General features: G+C 71.7%; 18 protein-coding genes. 10 read left to right on the plus strand and 8 right to left on the minus strand.

Features of this window, described 5'->3' with window-relative positions:
- Positions 1-26: 26 nt before the first annotated feature.
- On the plus strand, positions 27-1,352 hold the full coding sequence (locus L2K70_RS06360; protein ID WP_236400484.1) for a M16 family metallopeptidase: 1,326 nt from the start codon (positions 27-29) through the stop codon (positions 1,350-1,352).
- Positions 1,353-1,465: 113 nt separating this feature from the next.
- On the opposite strand, the gene L2K70_RS06365 is transcribed toward L2K70_RS06360, so the two are convergent.
- Positions 1,466-1,981: a class I SAM-dependent methyltransferase gene (locus L2K70_RS06365; RefSeq protein ID WP_236400486.1), complete on the minus strand. Its 516-nt coding sequence runs from the start codon at positions 1,979-1,981 to the stop codon at positions 1,466-1,468.
- Between the two features lie 126 nt (positions 1,982-2,107).
- Between L2K70_RS06365 and dapB the strand changes: the two genes are divergently transcribed.
- From dapB to L2K70_RS06380, 3 genes are all read left to right on the plus strand, one after another.
- Positions 2,108-2,851: a 4-hydroxy-tetrahydrodipicolinate reductase gene (dapB, locus tag L2K70_RS06370; protein ID WP_236401542.1), complete on the plus strand. Its 744-nt coding sequence runs from the start codon at positions 2,108-2,110 to the stop codon at positions 2,849-2,851.
- Positions 2,852-2,950: 99 nt separating this feature from the next.
- Entirely contained in the window at positions 2,951-4,528 is a 1,578-nt protein-coding gene (locus L2K70_RS06375; RefSeq protein ID WP_236400488.1) for a M4 family metallopeptidase, read from the plus strand.
- Between the two features lie 182 nt (positions 4,529-4,710).
- A complete protein-coding gene (locus L2K70_RS06380; RefSeq protein ID WP_236400490.1) occupies positions 4,711-6,324 on the plus strand; it encodes a M4 family metallopeptidase in 1,614 nt (537 codons plus the stop codon).
- Between the two features lie 33 nt (positions 6,325-6,357).
- On the opposite strand, the gene L2K70_RS06385 is transcribed toward L2K70_RS06380, so the two are convergent.
- From L2K70_RS06385 to L2K70_RS06405, 5 genes are all read right to left on the minus strand, one after another.
- Complete coding sequence (locus tag L2K70_RS06385; RefSeq protein WP_236400493.1) at positions 6,358-6,654, minus strand: AzlD domain-containing protein; 297 nt, start codon at positions 6,652-6,654, stop codon at positions 6,358-6,360.
- Positions 6,654-7,397, minus strand: coding sequence for an AzlC family ABC transporter permease (locus L2K70_RS06390; protein ID WP_236400495.1), 744 nt, complete (start codon positions 7,395-7,397; stop codon positions 6,654-6,656). The genes L2K70_RS06385 and L2K70_RS06390 overlap by 1 nt, the downstream gene beginning before the upstream one ends.
- Before the next feature lie 34 nt (positions 7,398-7,431).
- Positions 7,432-7,659, minus strand: a complete 228-nt coding sequence (locus L2K70_RS06395; RefSeq protein ID WP_236400497.1) for a hypothetical protein — start codon at positions 7,657-7,659, stop codon at positions 7,432-7,434.
- 130 nt (positions 7,660-7,789) lie between these two features.
- Positions 7,790-8,347, minus strand: coding sequence for a GNAT family N-acetyltransferase (locus L2K70_RS06400; RefSeq protein ID WP_236400499.1), 558 nt, complete (start codon positions 8,345-8,347; stop codon positions 7,790-7,792).
- Positions 8,347-8,925 carry a DUF3043 domain-containing protein gene (locus L2K70_RS06405; RefSeq protein WP_236400501.1) on the minus strand — a complete coding sequence of 193 codons (579 nt, stop codon included), beginning with the start codon at positions 8,923-8,925 and terminating at the stop codon, positions 8,347-8,349. Before L2K70_RS06405 ends, L2K70_RS06400 begins: the two co-directional genes overlap by 1 nt.
- Before the next feature lie 149 nt (positions 8,926-9,074).
- Here L2K70_RS06405 and L2K70_RS06410 point away from each other — a divergent pair, with 149 nt between their 5' ends.
- From L2K70_RS06410 to L2K70_RS06430, 5 genes are read left to right on the plus strand one after another with little or no spacing between them, the layout of a single operon-like run.
- Entirely contained in the window at positions 9,075-9,872 is a 798-nt protein-coding gene (locus L2K70_RS06410; RefSeq protein WP_236400502.1) for a PspA/IM30 family protein, read from the plus strand.
- Positions 9,869-10,147: a PspA-associated protein PspAA gene (gene pspAA, locus L2K70_RS06415; protein WP_236400504.1), complete on the plus strand. Its 279-nt coding sequence runs from the start codon at positions 9,869-9,871 to the stop codon at positions 10,145-10,147. The genes L2K70_RS06410 and pspAA overlap by 4 nt, the downstream gene beginning before the upstream one ends.
- A 16-nt stretch (positions 10,148-10,163) precedes the next feature.
- The gene (gene htpX, locus L2K70_RS06420) at positions 10,164-11,063 is read left to right on the plus strand and encodes a zinc metalloprotease HtpX (protein WP_236400506.1); all 900 of its coding nucleotides are present in this window, start codon (positions 10,164-10,166) and stop codon (positions 11,061-11,063) included.
- Between the two features lie 10 nt (positions 11,064-11,073).
- Positions 11,074-11,658 carry a PspA-associated protein PspAB gene (gene pspAB / locus L2K70_RS06425; RefSeq protein ID WP_236400507.1) on the plus strand — a complete coding sequence of 195 codons (585 nt, stop codon included), beginning with the start codon at positions 11,074-11,076 and terminating at the stop codon, positions 11,656-11,658.
- Entirely contained in the window at positions 11,655-12,881 is a 1,227-nt protein-coding gene (locus L2K70_RS06430) for a sensor histidine kinase (protein WP_236400509.1), read from the plus strand. The genes pspAB and L2K70_RS06430 overlap by 4 nt, the downstream gene beginning before the upstream one ends.
- Before the next feature lie 11 nt (positions 12,882-12,892).
- Here the strand turns inward: L2K70_RS06430 and L2K70_RS06435 are convergent, their stop codons facing one another.
- Positions 12,893-14,074: a winged helix DNA-binding domain-containing protein gene (locus L2K70_RS06435; RefSeq protein ID WP_236400512.1), complete on the minus strand. Its 1,182-nt coding sequence runs from the start codon at positions 14,072-14,074 to the stop codon at positions 12,893-12,895.
- A gap of 2 nt (positions 14,075-14,076) precedes the next feature.
- A complete protein-coding gene (gene nadA / locus L2K70_RS06440; RefSeq protein WP_236400514.1) occupies positions 14,077-15,249 on the minus strand; it encodes a quinolinate synthase NadA in 1,173 nt (390 codons plus the stop codon).
- 57 nt (positions 15,250-15,306) lie between these two features.
- Here nadA and L2K70_RS06445 point away from each other — a divergent pair, with 57 nt between their 5' ends.
- Complete coding sequence (locus L2K70_RS06445) at positions 15,307-16,542, plus strand: glucose-1-phosphate adenylyltransferase family protein (protein ID WP_236400516.1); 1,236 nt, start codon at positions 15,307-15,309, stop codon at positions 16,540-16,542.
- The last annotated feature ends 6 nt before the right edge of the window (positions 16,543-16,548 follow it).

Genomic DNA, 16,548 nt, shown 5'->3' on the forward strand with positions numbered 1-16,548 from the left:
ACCCTGCAGCACTCGGAAGGACCCCCGTGCAGAAGAACGGCACCACCCGCACCCTCCACACCGTCAAGGACGCCGAGGGCGCGGTGACCTCGCGCGTACGTCGTACGGTCCTGCCCAGCGGCCTGCGGATCGTCACCGAGCAGATGGCCGGCACCCGCTCGGCGAGCATCGGGGTGTGGGTCAACGTCGGCTCGCGCGACGAGACCCCGGCCCTGCACGGCTGCTCGCACTTCCTCGAGCACCTGCTCTTCAAGGGCACGCCCGAGCGCACCGCCATGGAGATCTCGGTCGCGCTCGACGCGGTGGGCGGCGAGTTCAACGCCTTCACCACCAAGGAGTACACGGTCTTCCACGCCCGCGTCCTCGACGAGGACCTCGCGGTCGCCGTCGACGTGCTCGGCGACATGGTCACCGCCTCGACCATCACCGAGGCCGACGTCGAGGCGGAACGTGACGTGATCCTCGACGAGATCGCGATGCACGACGACGACCCCGACGACGTCGTGCACAACCTCTTCGCGCACCAGGCGTGGGGCGACACCCCGCTCGGTCGACCGATCGCCGGCACGGAGGCCTCGATCACGGCGATGACGCGAGGACAGATCCACCGCTTCTACCGGCGCCACTACACGCCCGGCAACATGGTCGTGTCCGTCGCCGGCAACGTCGACCACGCGAGCGTCGTACGACAGGTGAAGCAGGCGTTCGCCCGCCAGGGCTTCCTCGACGGCGAGTCCACCCCGACGGCGCCCGCGCAGGCGGAGAAGGCGCGCAAGGTCCACCCCGGACAGGCGCGCACGGTGCGTCCGCAGGAGCAGGTCAACCTGGTCCTCGGCGTGAAGGGACTCACCCGGACCGATCCTCGGCGCTACGCCCTCGGCGTGCTCAACACCGCGCTCGGTGGCGGCACGTCGTCACGGATGTTCCAGGAGGTGCGTGAGCTTCGAGGCCTGGCCTACTCCGTCTACTCCTTCGCAAGCCACCACGCCGACGCGGGCGTCGTGGGGGTCTCGGTCGGCTGCCTGCCCGGCAAGTACGACGCCGTGGTCGAGACCGTCCGCGCCGAGCTCGCCAAGGTCGCGGCCGACGGGCTCACCGAGGAGGAGGTCGAGCGTGGCAAGGGCCAGCTCAAGGGCGGCCTGCTCCTGGGCCTCGAGGACTCCGGCTCACGCATGTCGCGCCTCGGCAAGGCCGAGCTGGTCTACGACGAGCTGCTCACCATCGACGAGGTCGTGCGCCGCATCGAGGGCGTCACGCACGACGACGTGAAGACCCTCGCCCACGAGCTCTTCAGCCAGCCCGAGCTGCTCGCCGTCGTCGGCCCGGAGAAGAAGACGAAGAAGAAGAAGTAGCTCGCGCTGCTCCTCCACCATGGGATGTCGGCCCGTGGTCACTTCCCCATGTCACTTGACGCCGGGAAGTGTCCTCTCGTCGACATCCCATGGTGGATGGACACCGCGGGCGCTCAGCGCTTGGCGATGATCCCGATGACCGGGGGAGCCTTCTGCTCGACGACGCTGACGCGGAAACCGCCGCGGAGCAGGTTCTCCGAGGCCTTCTTCACGATGTTGGGCACCAGCTCGGGGCGGACGGCGTCGTAGAAGAGGTAGACCGCCCCACCGGGGACGACCCGCTCGTGGAGCAGCGCGATCTCGTCGTCGCAGGCGCGGACCCAGAACAGGTTCACGTTGAAGGCGAAGACCTTGTTGAGCCGCTTCACCGGGACCCGGAGGGTGGCGAGGTCGATCTGGCGTACGACGAGCCGGCCGGCGTCGACGTACTTCTGGTTGCGACGCTTGGTGCGGTCGACGCCCGACTCGGAGCGGTCGATCGCGAAGAGCTTGCCCGTCTCGAGGTGGCTGCATATGGCCTCGGCGCCGGCACCCGGGCCGCAGCCGATCTCGAGGACCTGGTCGGCGGGTTGCACGTCCATGAGGTCGACGGCCCACTTGATGCGCGGCGGGATGGTCGCGATTGGCATGACCTACAGCCTGCCAGACGCGTGTTCGCGCGTCAGCCACCGCCACCCGCCGGGCCACGTGCGCAGTAGGTTTGTCCCGTGAGCACCCCTGACCCCGAGAGCCCCAGGACCACCGCGGACAGCCCCATCCGGGTGGGCGTGCTGGGCGCGCGCGGCAAGGTCGGCGCGGAGGTCTGCCGGGCCGTCGAGGCGGCCCCGGACACCGAGCTGGTGGCGAGCATCGATGCCGGGGACGACGTCGAGGAGCTGGCCCGGTCGGGAGCCCAGGTCGTCGTCGACTTCACCCACCCCGACGTGGTGATGGACAACCTCCGCTTCTGCATCGAGCACGGCATCCACGCGGTCGTCGGCACGACCGGCTTCGACCAGGGCCGGCTCGACCAGCTCGAGGAGTGGCTCGCCGAGGCCCCCGGGGTCGGCGTGCTGATCGCCCCGAACTTCAGCATCGGCGCCATCTTGATGATGCGCTTCGCAGCGGAGGCTGCGCCCTTCTTCGAGTCGGTGGAGGTCGTCGAGCTCCACCACCCCGACAAGGCAGACGCTCCGTCCGGGACCGCTCGCCGCACCGCCGAGCTGATCGCCGCTGCGCGGCGCGAGGCGGGCAGCGCCCCGATGCCCGACGCCACCTCGACGGGTCTCGACGGCGCGCGCGGCGCCGACGTGGACGGCGTACGGGTCCACGGGCTGCGGGTCCGCGGCCTGGTCGCGCACCAGGAGGTCGTGCTCGGCATGCCGGGGGAGACGCTCACGATCCGGCACGACTCCCTGGACCGGGTGTCGTTCACGCCCGGAGTCATGCTCGCGGTACGCGAAATCTTTACTCGGGAGGGCCTCACGGTGGGCCTAGACTCCCTGCTCGACCTCGACTGACGCTCGGAGACATGACTCCGGCCGGGGAGCTTCGCTCGGGTGACCCCTTGCCGCGCGCCACTCGGGGGCGCGGCGGATCTCCTCGGAAGGCACCACTCCATGCGCAGAACAGCAGGACTCGCCGCTCTCGCCCTGGCCGCCACCGCGGCCGCACTGCCGCTGACCACGGTCACGAGCGCCCAGGGCGCGGCACCCGCCCCGTCCGATGCCAGGGGCGCAGCGCTCGCGGCGCTGCAGCGCCACCCCGGCGCCGCCCGGGCCGCCGAGGGCCAGGCCTTCGTCGCCGGCACCACGATCGTCGACCCCGACGGCAGCACCCATGTCCGGTTCGACCGCACGCTCGACGGCCTGCGCGTCGTCGGCGGCGACCTGGTCGTCCACCAGGACGCCTCCGGCGGGTGGGACGGCGTCAGCCAGACCCTCGGCGCGCCGCTCACGCTCGGCACGAACGCCCGGGTCGCCCGGACCGCCGCCCGTCGTACGGTGCTGGCGCGCAACGCCCGCACCGCCGCCGTCCGCGGTGACGACCGCGCCTCGCGTGGCGAGCTCGTCGTCGACGCCACGGGCGGCACGCCGCGCCTGGCGTGGGAGGTCGTCTCCGAGGGGACCCAGGCCGACGGCACCCCGTCGCGGCTGGCGACATACGTCGACGCCGGGACCGGCATGGTCATCCGCAGCGAGCAGCAGGTCGTCAACGTCGACGGCACCGGCAACACCCTCTACAGCGGCTCGGTGCCGCTGAGCGTGACCAAGTCCGGCACGACCTACCAGCTGCGCAACGACGGCATCCGTGGCAACACCTACACCGCCGACCTCGGCAACAAGCAGGGCGGCAAGGCGACGCTCATCACGAGCAGCACGCCGACGTTCGGCAACGGCCTCACCAGCGACCGCGCCACGGCCGGCGCGGACGCGCAGTACGGCTCCAACGAGACGTGGGACTACTACAAGACGACCTTCAACCGGGACGGCATCTTCGGCACCGGCGCGGGGTCCTACAACGTGGTCCACTACGGCCGCAACTACGTCAACGCCTTCTGGGACGGCACCAAGATGACCTACGGCGACGGTGACGGGGTCAACTACGGCCCGCTGGTGTCGCTCGACGTGGCGGGCCACGAGATGTCGCACGGGGTCACCGGGAACACGGCGAAGCTCACCTACTCCGGTGAGTCCGGCGGGCTCAACGAGGCCACCTCCGACATCTTCGGCACCATGGTCGAGTTCTACGCGGCCAACGCCAACGACCCGGGCGACTACCTGATCGGCGAGGAGTTCGACCTCAAGAAGCACCTCGGCTTCCGCCGGATGGACAACCCGGCCTCGGACGGCTCGTCGCTCAGCTGCTGGACCTCCGGCGCCGGCTCGGTCGACGTGCACTACTCCTCGGGCATCGGCAACCACTTCTTCTACCTGCTGGCCGAGGGCAGCGGCGCGAAGACGATCAACGGAGTCGCGCACAACAGCCCGACGTGCAACGGCTCGACCGTCATCGGCATCGGACGCACTGCTGCGGCGGCCATCTGGTACCGGGCGCTGACGGTCTACATGACCTCGAACACCAACTACGCCGGTGCTCGGGTCGCGACCCTCAAGGCTGCCACGGACCTCTACGGTGCCGGCAGCACGCAGTACGACACCGTCGCCGCCGCGTGGAGCGCGGTCTCGGTGAGCTGACGGGGCAAGGCCCCCAGGAGGGGCGTCGGACGTGGTGGGCGACCTGCCCCGCGACCGGCGCCCCCATCGCGCGTGCCTCGAGCGCCGGCAGCCGGGCGTAACCCGGGGCCGGACGGCGTCGTTGGGCCAGTGGTGTCGCGGTCCACTCGGGGACGCGGCTGACCTCTCGGAAGGCTCCACACATGCGCAGAACTGCAGGACTCGCCGCGTTCGCCGTCGCCGCCGTCACCGCGGCCGCGCTGCCGCTGACCACGGCCACGAGCGCCCAGGGCGCCCCCTCGGCGCGGCCCGACGCGATCGGCACGGCGCTCGCCGGGCTGACGGCCCACCCCGGCGCCGCCCGCGCGGCAGACGGTCAGGCCTTCGTCGCCCGCGAGACCATCACCGACGCCGACGGCAGCACGCACGTCCGCTTCGACCGCACCCTCGACGGGCTGCGCGTCGTGGGCGGCGACCTCGTCGTCCACCAGGGCCCTTCCGCGGCATGGTCCGGGGTCAGCCAGACCCTGGCGGCGCCCCTGACGCTCGGCACCGACGCGATCGTCGCCTCGAGCGCTGCGAAGCGCGCTGTCCTCGCGCGCAACGCCCGCAGCACGACCGTCCTCGGCGACGACGCTGCCGAGACCAGCGAGCTCGTCGTCGACGCCACGGGCGCGAAGCCCCGGCTGGCATGGCAGGTCGTGACCGGCGGCACCCAGGCCGACGGCACCCCCTCGCGGCTGGCGACGTACGTCGACGCGAGGACCGGAATGGTCATCCGGAGCGAGCAGCAGATCGTCAACGTCGACGGCCAGGGGCAGACGCTCTACAGCGGCACGGTGCCGCTGAGCGTGACGGGATCGGGGACGTCGTACCAGCTCAAGAACGCCGGCATCCGCGGCAACACCTACACCACGGACATGAAGAACGCCGAGGACTCGATCCTCTGCCAGGTCTTCGGCTCCGGCTGCTCCACGGGCACGCTGGTCACCTCGACGACGACGACCTTCGGCAACGGCCAGAGCAGCAACCGCGCCACGGCGGCCGCCGACGCGCAGTACGGCTCCAACGAGACGTGGGACTACTTCCAGACCACCCACGGCCGCAACGGCATCTTCGACAACGGCACGGGCTCCTACAACCGGGTCCACTACGGCCAGAACTACGTCAACGCGTTCTGGGACGGCTCGAAGATGACCTACGGCGACGGTGACGGGGTCAACTACGGCCCGCTGGTGTCGCTCGACGTGGCCGGCCACGAGATGTCGCACGGCGTCACGGAGAACTCGGCCAACCTGACCTACTCCGGTGAGTCCGGCGGGCTCAACGAGGCCACCTCCGACATCTTCGGCACCATGGTCGAGTTCTACGCGGCCAACCCCAACGACCCGGGCGACTACCTGATCGGCGAGGAGTTCGACCTCAAGAGCCACGTCGGCTTCCGCCGGATGGACAACCCGATCGCGGACGGCAGCTCGCCCAACTGCTACAGCAGCAACACGAAGAACCTCGACGTCCACTACTCCTCGGGCGTCGCCAACCACTTCTTCTACCTGCTGGCCGAGGGCAGCGGCACCAAGACCATCGGCGGCGTCGCCCACAGCTCGACCACCTGCAACGGCTCGACGATCACCGGCATCGGCCGGGACGCGGCGGCGAGGATCTGGTACCGCGCGCTGACCGTCTACATGACGTCCGGCACGAGCTACGCCGGCGCGCGCACGGCCACCCTCAACGCCGCGCGCGACCTCTACGGCGCCGGCTCGGTGCAGCAGAACGCGGTCGCCGCCGCGTGGAGCGCCGTCTCGGTCGGCTGACCCCGACAGCCGTACGACGGGGGAGCGGGGGCGTCAGGCGAGGCGAGCGAGAGCCGCCACGACCGACGCCCCCACGACCACCACCAGGAACGGCATCCGCAGCAGGAGCGCGACGACCGCGAACCCCAGCCCGAGCACCCGGGCGTCCAGGGTGAGCGACTGACCGTCGGAGAAGACCTGCACCGCCACCAGAGCGGCGAGCAGTGCGACCGGGATGAGGTCCGCGACGCGCTCGACCGTCGGGTGGTTCAGCACCCGCTCCGGGAGCGACAGCCCGGCCAGCTTGAGCGCATAGCAGCCGGCGCAGGCCAGCAGGATCGCGGCCCACATCAGGGCTCACCCCCGGCGTCCCGGGCGGACCGGCCGGGCCGCGCGGTCGGACCCGCGGGACCGCCGCGTCCGGACAGCACACCGACGAGGACCGCGACGCCGCCGGCGGCCAGCACCGGCACTCCGGCTGCGGTGATCGGCACCATCGTCAGCGCCACCGCTGCGCCCAGGACGGCGACGAGGATGTTGCGATCGTCCTTCAACCGCGGCCACAGGAGCGCGAGGAAGGCCGCCCCGACGGCGGCGTCGAGGCCGAACGTCCGGGGGTCGCCGACGGCCTCGCCCGCGAACGCCCCGACGGCGGTGGCGAGGTTCCACAGCACGAAGACGGCGAGGCCCGTGGTGGTGAACCCGAGCCGGGCGCCCTCGGTCGTGGGGCGGTTGACGGCCATCGCCGTGGACTCGTCGATGAGGATGTGCGCGGCGGCCGCCCGCCGCCAGCCGCGCCACCTCAGCAGTGGCGCCATCCGCAGGCCGTAGAGCGTGTTGCGGGTGCCCAGCAGCAGCGCGGTCGCGGCACCGGACAGCGGGGCGCCACCCGCGGCGATGACCCCGACCAGCGCGAACTGGCTGGCACCGGTGAACATCAGCAGCGACAGCACGCACGTCTGCGCGATGCCGAGGCCCGACGCCACGGACACCGCGCCGAAGCCGATGCCGTACGCCCCGGTGGCGATGCCGACGGCGACGCCGTCGCGGACGATCCCCGAACGCTCCGCGGCGTCCAGGGGTCGATCGGTCACGGGGCGAGGCTAGGCCACCGACCCGTGACGCTCGCTAGAGCGTCCGCTTGCGGGCTCGTGCGGGACGGGCCTGCCGCTCGCGGAAGTCGTGGACCAGCACGAACGCTGCGGCCACGCCCGCGGCGGTGCCGGCGAGCAGGCCGACGCGCACGTTGAGCGGGACCTGGGGCATGACGCCGAACCAGAAGCCGATGCCGACGCACACGACCAGGGCGGCGAGGACGAGCAGGAACCTGTGGAGAGCGGGAAGCGGACCTAGCATGTGGACCCCCGTGCTGGACCGGCGAAGTGGCCGATAGGTCCATGGTGACGCGCGTCACACGGAAATCAAGACACCCAAGGGTGAAGTTCGGGTGGTCCTTTCGGAGGAGCCCGCCGCTGTGCGACGGGCGCTACCCGATCGCAGTGTGGAGCCGGACCTGCTTCACGGTCGTGCTGCCCGTGCCGTCCAGGTCGAGCTCGCGGTGCGCCGTGTCGGGCGCCCAGCCCGCATCGGTGAGGAACCCGCGCAGCGCGTCGTCCTCGGCGTTGACCCACGTGACGGCCCGGGTGAACCGGTCGGCGGCGAGGGTGTCGACCGCGGCCTGGAGCAGCCGCGACCCATGGCCCTTGGCGCGCTCGCCCGGGTCCAGGGTGACCTCCGACAGCTCGCCGTCTGCGACGGGGTCGCAGTCGGGGTCGACGGCCGGGGACGTCAGGGCGAAGCCGACGACGCGGTTGCGCTCAAGGGCGACCAGCACGCGGTTGCGGGCGTCGGCAGGCCGGGCCAGCGCCTCGCGCCACTGGGCGGCCACGGCCTCGACGTCCGTCGGGAGCAGGTCGGCCGGCAGGAGGCCGGCGTAGAGGTCGGGCCAGGCGCGCACCTGGACACCGGCGATCGACTCGGCGTCGTCGGCCCAGGCGACGCGGACGGACACGTCGGCGGTCGGACCGCCGTGGCTGTGGCTCATCAGCGATAGGTCTCGGGCAGCTTCTGGCCGATCTTGACCTGCGGCTTGGGCAGCCGGAGGAACTTCATCTGCAGCGAACGGAGGGCGGCGTACATCGTCAGGCCCTTGGTCGGCTCGTCGGGGAACCGGCGGGCCATCTCGCGGCGGATCCGGAACCGGAGCATCACGATGTCGACGATGATGACCATGATCGTGGTGAAGAGGACGGTGTTGCCGAGCTGGATCATCGTGCGGTTGCCGGAGTAGCCGAGGATCATCGAGAGCACCAGCAGCGGGACCATCAGCTCGATGAAGGAGAACCGCGAGTCGACGTAGTCGCGGACGAAGCGGCGCACCGGGCCGCGGTCGCGGGCGGGGAGGTACTTGTCGTCGCCGGTCTTCATCGCCTCGCGCATCCGCTGCGAGGTCTCGCCACGCGCGCTGCGCTGCGCCGCCATCTGCTCACGCCGGGTCCGCGGCACCTTGGCCCGTGCGCGGGCGGCCGCCTCGGCCTCCTTGCGGGTCGGGGTGGGTCGACCCTTGCCGCCGACCTTCTCGGGGGCGGTCGGGACGGGCTCGGAGCTGGAACGACGGAACACGGGCTGCCTCTACGTAGAACGGGATGCTGCGCCCCAGCCTATCGTCGTCACCGCCGCGGCCCGCCGGGGCGGATGCCTACCTCCTGCTTGGCTTTGGTCCTAGGGTTGAGGCTGACGACCAGCCTTACCGAGAGAGGGTCCTCACCCCGATGAGTCTCATGAAGCGCATCAGCCTGATCTTCCGCTCCAAGGCCAACAAGGCCCTGGACAGGGCGGAGGACCCCCGCGAGACGCTGGACTACAGCTACCAGCGCCAGCTCGAGCTCCTCTCGAAGGTGCGCCGCGGCGTGGCGGACGTCGCCACCAGCCGCAAGCGCGTCGAGCTGCAGGTCAACCAGCTCGAGCAGCAGGCCGCCAAGCTCCAGGGCCAGGCGGAGAAGGCCATCGCTGCCGGCCGCGAGGACCTCGCCCGTGAGGCGCTGACGCGCAAGTCCGGGCTCGCGTCCCAGATCACCAGCCTCAAGGAGCAGCAGGCCACGCTCCAGGGCGAGGAGGAGAAGCTGGTCCTGGCCCAGCAGCGCCTCCAGGCCAAGGTCGAGGCCTTCCGCACGCGCAAGGAGACCATCAAGGCCACCTACACCGCCGCCGAGGCCCAGACGCGCATCGGCGAGGCCATGTCGGGCATCGGCGAGGAGATGGGCGACGTCGGCCTCGCGATCCAGCGCGCGGAGGACAAGACGGCGCAGATGCAGGCGCGCGGCCAGGCGATCGACGAGCTGATCGCGTCCGGCGCCCTCGACGACGCCTCCTCGCTCAACGCCGGCGACGACATCTCCCGCGAGCTGGACGCCCTCAGCTCCGGTTCCGACGTCGAGGCGGAGCTCGCCCGGCTCAAGGCCTCGGCCCAGCCGCAGGCGATCGAGGCCGGCGACGGCGACATCCTGGCCCAGCCCCAGGGCGAGTCCGTCCGCGTCGAGGGCGAGAGCTCCGAGGGCGGCCGGGCATGATCGTCCGCATCCTCGGCGAGGGGCAGTACGACCTCGACGACCACGCGCTCGACGCCCTCAACGGCCTCGACACCCAGATCGAGTCGGCGATCGAGGCGGGCGACGAGGAGATGTTCCGCACCGCCCTCCAGGGCCTGCTCGCCGCGGTGCGGGCCAGTGGGACGCACCACGACGTCGACTCCCTCGACGAGTCCGACCTCATCCTCCCTCCGCCGGACGTCACCATCGACGAGGTCCGCGACCTGCTCGGCGACGACGGCCTGATCCCGGGCTGAGGTCGCCCGGTTGCCGATGGCCACCTCCCGCTTCATCAAGGACCCCGGGCTCACCGCCCGGATGACCCTCACCATGTTCCTGCTCGGCGCGCTCTTCGTCGGTCTGGTCGTGGCCCTGATGTACGCCTTCCAGGGGTACTCCGTGCTCATCGCGGTCATCGCGATCGCGATGGCGTTCTGGCAGTGGTGGAGCTCCGACAAGGTCGCCATGCGGGCCATGCGCGCCCGCGAGGTCACCCCCCAGGAGGCTCCCGAGCTGCACGGCATGATCGACCGGCTGTGCGCGCTGGCAGACATGCCCAAGCCCCGGGTCGGGGTCTCCGACCTCCCGGTCCCCAACGCCTTCGCCACCGGCCGCTCGCCCGACCGCGCGGTCGTGTGCGTGACCACCGGGATCCTCCAGACGCTCGAGGCCGAGGAGCTGGAGGCGGTGCTGGCGCACGAGCTGAGCCACGTGGCCCACCGCGACGTGCTCGTGATGACGGTCGCCTCGTCGGCCGGCATCGCCGCCGGCCTGCTCCTGCGCTTCACCCAGTTCGGTGGGATGGGCCGCTCACGCAACAACAGCGGCCTGCCGGTGGTGCTCGTCGCGCTCCTCGGCAGCCTGGTGGTGTACGCCGTCAGCTTCCTGCTGCTGCGCCTGCTCTCGCGCTATCGCGAGCTCAGCGCCGACCGGGCCGGGGCCTACCTCACGCTCAAGCCGGCGGCCCTCGGCTCGGCGCTCCAGAAGATCAGCGGAGAGGTCGCCGCGATCCCGCAGCGCGACCTGCGGGCGGGCTCGGCCGCCAGCGCGCTGTGCATCGTGCCCGCCCTCCGCGGCGGCCTCAGCGGCCTGGTGGCCACCCACCCGCCCCTCCAGCAGCGGCTCGAGCAGCTCGCCCGCATCCAGGCCGAGCTCAGCCGGCCGACGGGCTGAGGGGCGGGGGATGGGGCTCTGGGAGGCGATGCGGGCACGCTCGGCGCCGCGCCGCAACCACCTCGATGCGCTGTTCCTCGTGCCGAGCGCAGCGATCACGCTGCAGACGGCCCTGGGCTTCGAGCCGACCGGGTCGGGCTCGGTCTGCTACAGGTCCGCGAGCGGTGCCGCGTTCGCGCAGACCCAGTCCGATGTCCTGGCGCTCATCCGTGACGACGCCGACGCGCCCGAGGTCACGGTCACCACCGACGACTTCGGCTTCACCTGGCTCGTCGTCGACGGCGACCCCACGGACCTGTCCGGGCTCTGCACGGACCTCCACGCGGTCAACACCACCCTCGAGCTCAACGGGTTCGAGGCGGGCCTGCTCTGCTCGATGGTCCCGTTCGCCAACGCCTCCGGGCAGCGGTTCGGGCTCACCTACCTCTACAAGCAGGGGACGTTCTACCCGTTCGCACCCGCGAACGACGGACAGGAGGGGCAGACCCGTGACAACCTGCTCGAGCTGTCCGTGCGCGACCTGCTCGCCGCGGAGCTGCCGATGGAGGACGACCTCCAGCGTTGGTTGGCGATCTGGAAGGCCCCGGGACTGTGACGGACCGCGACGCGGAAGGCATCGAGGACAGCGCGGACGCGCGACGGGGGGCCGAGCGCGAGGCGACGATCGAGGCGTACGACGTCCTGTGGCGCCCGCCCCGGAGGGAGCTGGTCGCGCTGGTCGACCTCGCCGCAAAGGTGGCAGGGGTGCCCTTCGCAGCCGTCAACCTCTTCACCAGCTCGATGCAGCACCACGCCGCGACCGTCGGCTTCGAGGCTGCGACCCTGCCGCTCGCCGATGTGCCGTGCAAGGTGGTGCTGGAGAGCGAGGAGCCCTTCCAGATCGACGACGCGCGGCGTGATCCCGTCCTCGCCGGCATCCCGTCCGTCGACGGACAGCTCGCCAACATCCGTTACTACGCGGCCCACCCGCTCCGAACCCCGAGCGGCGTCCTCATCGGGACCCTGTGCGTGTTCGACGAGGAGACGCACGAGACGAGCGACGAGGCGGCAACCGCGCTCGGCCAGCTCGCGGACCGCGTGGTGGACGTCCTGGAGCTCGAGCTCACCTCACGTCGACTGGCCCAGGCCAACGCCCGGCTCACCACGGCCAATGAACGGCTCGAGCAGTTCGCCGGCCAGATCAGCCACGACCTGAAGAACCCCCTGACGTCGGTGTCCCTGTCGCTCGAGTCGCTCGAGCTCGACCTGTCCGACCTCGAGGCGGCCGATCCCGAGGTGCTCGACACGCTGGCCCGTGCCCGCCGCGGGGTGGACCGGATGGACGAGATGATCAGCGAGCTGCTGTCGTTCGCGGCCGGGGGCGCTCCGCCGGGCACCGAGCTCGTCGACCTCGGCGCCGAGCTGCTGCTCGCCCTCGACGACCTCGAGGGGCGGCTGTCGAGGCGCGCCGTGGCCGTGGGTGCGCTGCCGGTCGTCCGTGGGGACGCGGCCCAGCTCAGGTCGGTGCTGATGAACCTCGTCGACAACGCCGTGAAGTTCACCGAGGACGGCGAACAGCCCGAGATCGAGGTCGACGCACGGACGGTCGACGGTCACCACCGGATCGAGGTGCGCGACCGTGGCCGCGGTGTGCCGCCGGACCGCAGCGAGCGGATCTTCGCGCCGCTGGCCCGCCTCGACAAGAGCGTGCCCGGCGTCGGCATCGGCCTGGCGACGTGTCGCCGGATCGTCGAGGCGCACGGCGGGACGATGGGCGTCGTCCCGCGTGCCGGTGGGGGATCGGTCTTCTGGTTCGACCTCCCGCTCGCCGACGCCTGAGCCGGGGGCACCTACGGCAACCTCGCCTGCTTCATCTGGCGCGAGGCGTAGACGTTGCCGATGACGGTGCCGTCGAGCCATGCCGTCAGCCGTGCCGCCTCGGCGTGGAGCGCGTCGTGACCGTCGGGGCCGGGGTCCTCGAGCAGCGAGAGTCGTACGACGCCCTCGTCGTCCTGCACCCAGCAGCCGACGATCCTCCCGTCCCACCACGCCGTCGTGCCCGCGTTGCCGTTGGTGTCGAAGAGGTAGGGCACGTGGGCGGGGTCGAGGTAGAACGCGCGCGACTTCCAGCCCATCACCGTCGGGTCGAGGGTCGGCAGCAGCGCCGCCCACGGCTCGACCGGGCCCACCTCGTCCGTGTCGTCGGGCAGCAGCCACCCGGTCGTGCCGTCGTCGAGCGCGACCTCCACGGCACCGAGGGCGGCCAGTGCCGAGGTCACCGCACCCTTGGTGGAGCCCAGCCACCACTGGATGTCGGCCGTCGTCCCCGGGCCGAACGTGCCCAGCCAGCGGCGGACGAGCTCGGCGTAGCCGGCCGCCTCGTCGAGTGGCTCGTCGAGGTCCCCGAGCCAGTCGTCCGCACGCGTCCACACCGGCTTGTTGAGGCGCCAGTGACCGCCGTTGCGACCGCGGACGATGGTGCCCTCGAGGCCGAGGTGGGTGAGCACCCAGGGCGCGACGGGGACGGGGCGGTCCCACGACTTGTCGGTGTCGCCACCGATCATTCCTGCGAGCTCGGGCACCTCCGCCCGCAGCTGCGTCGTGCTCGCGGGACCGGCCGCCAGGCGGGCCAGCGTCGCGTCGCGTGCCGCGTCGAGCCAGGCGTCGCCGTCCGCGGCGATGCCCGCCCCGGCGATGGCCTTGGCGACCCGCTTGCGCTCGGAGGTCGCCACCCGTGCCGAGGCGCTGCCCCACGCCGCGGGCAGCAGGTCGCGGGGGAAGACGAACAGCGTGCGCCGCATCGCGAGCTGCTTCACCACGCTGCGATCGTCGTACAGCGCCGCGTCGACGTCTGCCGGGGTGAGGCCCTCGGTGCGAGCCGCGACGGCGAGGTGCACGGTCGCGGCCTCGGTGGCGTGCAGCACGGTCATCGCCCGGGTGACGGCCTCGACGCTGTCGAGCCGGTGCGTCGGGGACAGCGCGTGCCGTACGGCGATCCGGCTGCGCCGCTCGGAGTCGCTGACGTGCCTCATGCTCAGTCGCGGTGGGACTTGCCGGGCAGGTCCAGCATCCGCTGCAGCGCGACGAGCGCGTCCGCCTCGGTCTCGGGGTCGACCGTGATCTGGTTGACCACCTGCCCTGCGGCGAGGTTCTCCAGGGCCCAGACGAGGTGGGGCAGGTCGATCCGGTTCATCGTCGAGCAGTAGCAGACGTTGCGGTCGAGGAAGACGATCGTCTTGTCGGGGTGGGCGTCGGCCAGGCGCTTGACGAGGTTGAGCTCGGTGCCGATCGCCCACACCGTGCCGGGCTCCGCGGCCTCGATGGTCTTGATGATGAACTCGGTCGAGCCGACCAGGTCGGCCTTCAGGACCACCTCGTGCTTGCACTCGGGGTGGACCAGGACGTTGATGCCGGGGTGCTTCGCGCGGAGCTCGTCGACCACGTGCTCGGAGAAGCGGCCGTGCACCGAGCAGTGGCCCTTCCACAGGATCATCCGGGCACCGGCCAGCTCCTCGGCGGTGAGCCCGCCGCCGGGCTGGCGGGGGTCCCAGACGACGCACTCCTCCAGCGCGATGCCCATCTGGAGCACGGCGGTGTTGCGTCCGAGGTGCTGGTCGGGGAGGAAGAGGACCTTCGCGTCAGGTTTCTGGGCGAAGGCCCAGTCGAGTGCGACCTCGGCGTTGGACGACGTGCAGACCACGCCGCCGTTGCGCCCGCAGAACGCCTTGATGTCGGCGCTGGAGTTCATGTAGGTCACCGGCACGACGCTGTCCTGGATGCCGGCGTCGGCCATCGCCTCCCAGGCGTCCTCGACCTGGCGCAGCCGCGCCATGTCGGCCATCGAGCAGCCGGCCGCCAGGTCGGGCAGCACCACCCGCTGGGTCGGTGAGGTGAGGATGTCGGCGGACTCGGCCATGAAGTGCACGCCGCAGAAGACGATGAACTCTGCGTCGGGCCGCGCGGCCGCGTCACGGGCCAGCTTGAAGGAGTCGCCCGTGACGTCGGCGAACTGGATGACCTCGTCACGCTGGTAGTGGTGGCCGAGGACGAACAGCCGGTCGCCCAGCGCGGCCTTGGCGGCGCGGGCCCGCTCGACCAGGTCGGGGTCGGACGCTGCCGGCAGGTCACCGGGGCACTCCACACCGCGCTCGGCGTCGAGGTCGCGGCCCTTGCCGAGCGGGAGGAGCGGCAGGTCGATGGTGCTCATGTCGCCAATCCTAGGGAGGGTCGCCGACACAGGGACGGGAGTGGGAGGGTTGCGGGCATGTCACGACGCGGTGAGGTGCTGGCACTGGTCCAGGCGGGCGGTCAGGGCTCGCGGATGGACGTCCTCACCCGCGAGCGCGCCAAGCCCGCGCTGCCGTACGGCGGCGTGCACCGGCTGATCGACTTCGCCCTGTCCGGGCTGGTCCACGCCGACCTCGCGGACGTGTGGGTCTCGCTGGAGTACCAGGTGACGTCCATCGACGACTACCTGTCGGGCGGGCGGCCGTGGAGCCTGGACCGCAACCGGGGTGGCTTCCGGCGCATCGTCCCGCAGACCGGCACGGGTCCTGCGACGGAGAGCGGCTTCGCGCACGGCAACGGCGACCTGCTGCTGCGGGTGGCGGCCGACATCGAGGCCTTCGGTGCGCGCACCCTCGTGGTCTGCAGCGCCGACCACGTCTTCAACATGGACCTCGCCCCGGTGATCGAGGAGCACGTCGCCGCCGGCCGCGCCGGGACCGTGCTCACGAGCGAGGTCAGCAAGAAGGACGCCTCGGACAACGTCGTCGTCCTCTCCGGCCGGGGTGGCCGGGTCACCGGGGTCGAGCACAAGCCGTCGCGGCCGTCCTCCGGCACGGTCGCCACGGAGATCTTCGTCTACGACACCGAGGCGCTCCTGACCGCGTTGCACGACCTGCGACGGGAGCTGGCCGGGGATGCGGAGGACGCGGACGAGGGGGACAGCGGGATCGGCGACTTCGGCGAGCACCTGCTGCCGCGCCTGGTCGAGACCGGCGAGGTCGCCGCGGTGCCGCTGACCGGCTACTGGCGTGACGTGGGCCAGCCCGGGCTCTACCTCCAGTCCCACCGCGACCTGCTGCGTGGCACGGTCGACGTCTTCGACCACCCCGGTCGTCCGGTCATCTCCCACTGGCCGGACCGGCCCGCGGCCCGGGTGCGCGCGTCGGGGGAGTGCCGCGACTCGATGTTGTCCCCGGGCGCGGACGTGTCCGGCCTCGTCGTCGGGAGCGTGCTGGGTCCGGGAGTCGTCGTCGAGAAGGGTGCCGAGGTCCACGACAGCGTCCTGATGGAGGACTGCGTCGTGCGTGCGGGTGCCGTCGTACGGACCAGCGTCCTCGACGACCGGTGCGAGGTCGCCGCGAGGTCGCGCGTGGGCGCCGAGCCGTCGCGACGGCTGGCGCACGACGACGACCTGGTGCTCGCCGGGCGCGACTCGACGATCGGCGGCGAGGTCGCGGCGGGTGCGCGCCTGGAGCCCGGCTCCGCTCTGTAGGTCCGC

Origin of the sequence: Nocardioides potassii (assembly GCF_021648885.1) — a bacterium.
GTDB lineage: Bacteria > Actinomycetota > Actinomycetes > Propionibacteriales > Nocardioidaceae > Nocardioides > Nocardioides potassii.

Excerpts from the sequence above, each read along its gene's own strand:
- L2K70_RS06365 (WP_236400486.1), bottom strand. The coding sequence starts at position 1,981 with ATGCCAATCGCGACCATCCCGCCGCGCATCAAGTGGGCCGTCGACCTC.
- L2K70_RS06375 (WP_236400488.1), top strand. The coding sequence starts at position 2,951 with ATGCGCAGAACAGCAGGACTCGCCGCTCTCGCCCTGGCCGCCACCGCG.
- L2K70_RS06380 (WP_236400490.1), top strand. The coding sequence starts at position 4,711 with ATGCGCAGAACTGCAGGACTCGCCGCGTTCGCCGTCGCCGCCGTCACC.
- L2K70_RS06385 (WP_236400493.1), bottom strand. The coding sequence starts at position 6,654 with ATGTGGGCCGCGATCCTGCTGGCCTGCGCCGGCTGCTATGCGCTCAAG.
- L2K70_RS06395 (WP_236400497.1), bottom strand. The coding sequence starts at position 7,659 with ATGCTAGGTCCGCTTCCCGCTCTCCACAGGTTCCTGCTCGTCCTCGCC.
- L2K70_RS06400 (WP_236400499.1), bottom strand. The coding sequence starts at position 8,347 with ATGAGCCACAGCCACGGCGGTCCGACCGCCGACGTGTCCGTCCGCGTC.
- L2K70_RS06410 (WP_236400502.1), top strand. The coding sequence starts at position 9,075 with ATGAGTCTCATGAAGCGCATCAGCCTGATCTTCCGCTCCAAGGCCAAC.
- pspAA (WP_236400504.1), top strand. The coding sequence starts at position 9,869 with ATGATCGTCCGCATCCTCGGCGAGGGGCAGTACGACCTCGACGACCAC.
- htpX (WP_236400506.1), top strand. The coding sequence starts at position 10,164 with ATGGCCACCTCCCGCTTCATCAAGGACCCCGGGCTCACCGCCCGGATG.
- pspAB (WP_236400507.1), top strand. The coding sequence starts at position 11,074 with ATGGGGCTCTGGGAGGCGATGCGGGCACGCTCGGCGCCGCGCCGCAAC.
- L2K70_RS06435 (WP_236400512.1), bottom strand. The coding sequence starts at position 14,074 with ATGAGGCACGTCAGCGACTCCGAGCGGCGCAGCCGGATCGCCGTACGG.
- nadA (WP_236400514.1), bottom strand. The coding sequence starts at position 15,249 with ATGAGCACCATCGACCTGCCGCTCCTCCCGCTCGGCAAGGGCCGCGAC.
- L2K70_RS06445 (WP_236400516.1), top strand. The coding sequence starts at position 15,307 with ATGTCACGACGCGGTGAGGTGCTGGCACTGGTCCAGGCGGGCGGTCAG.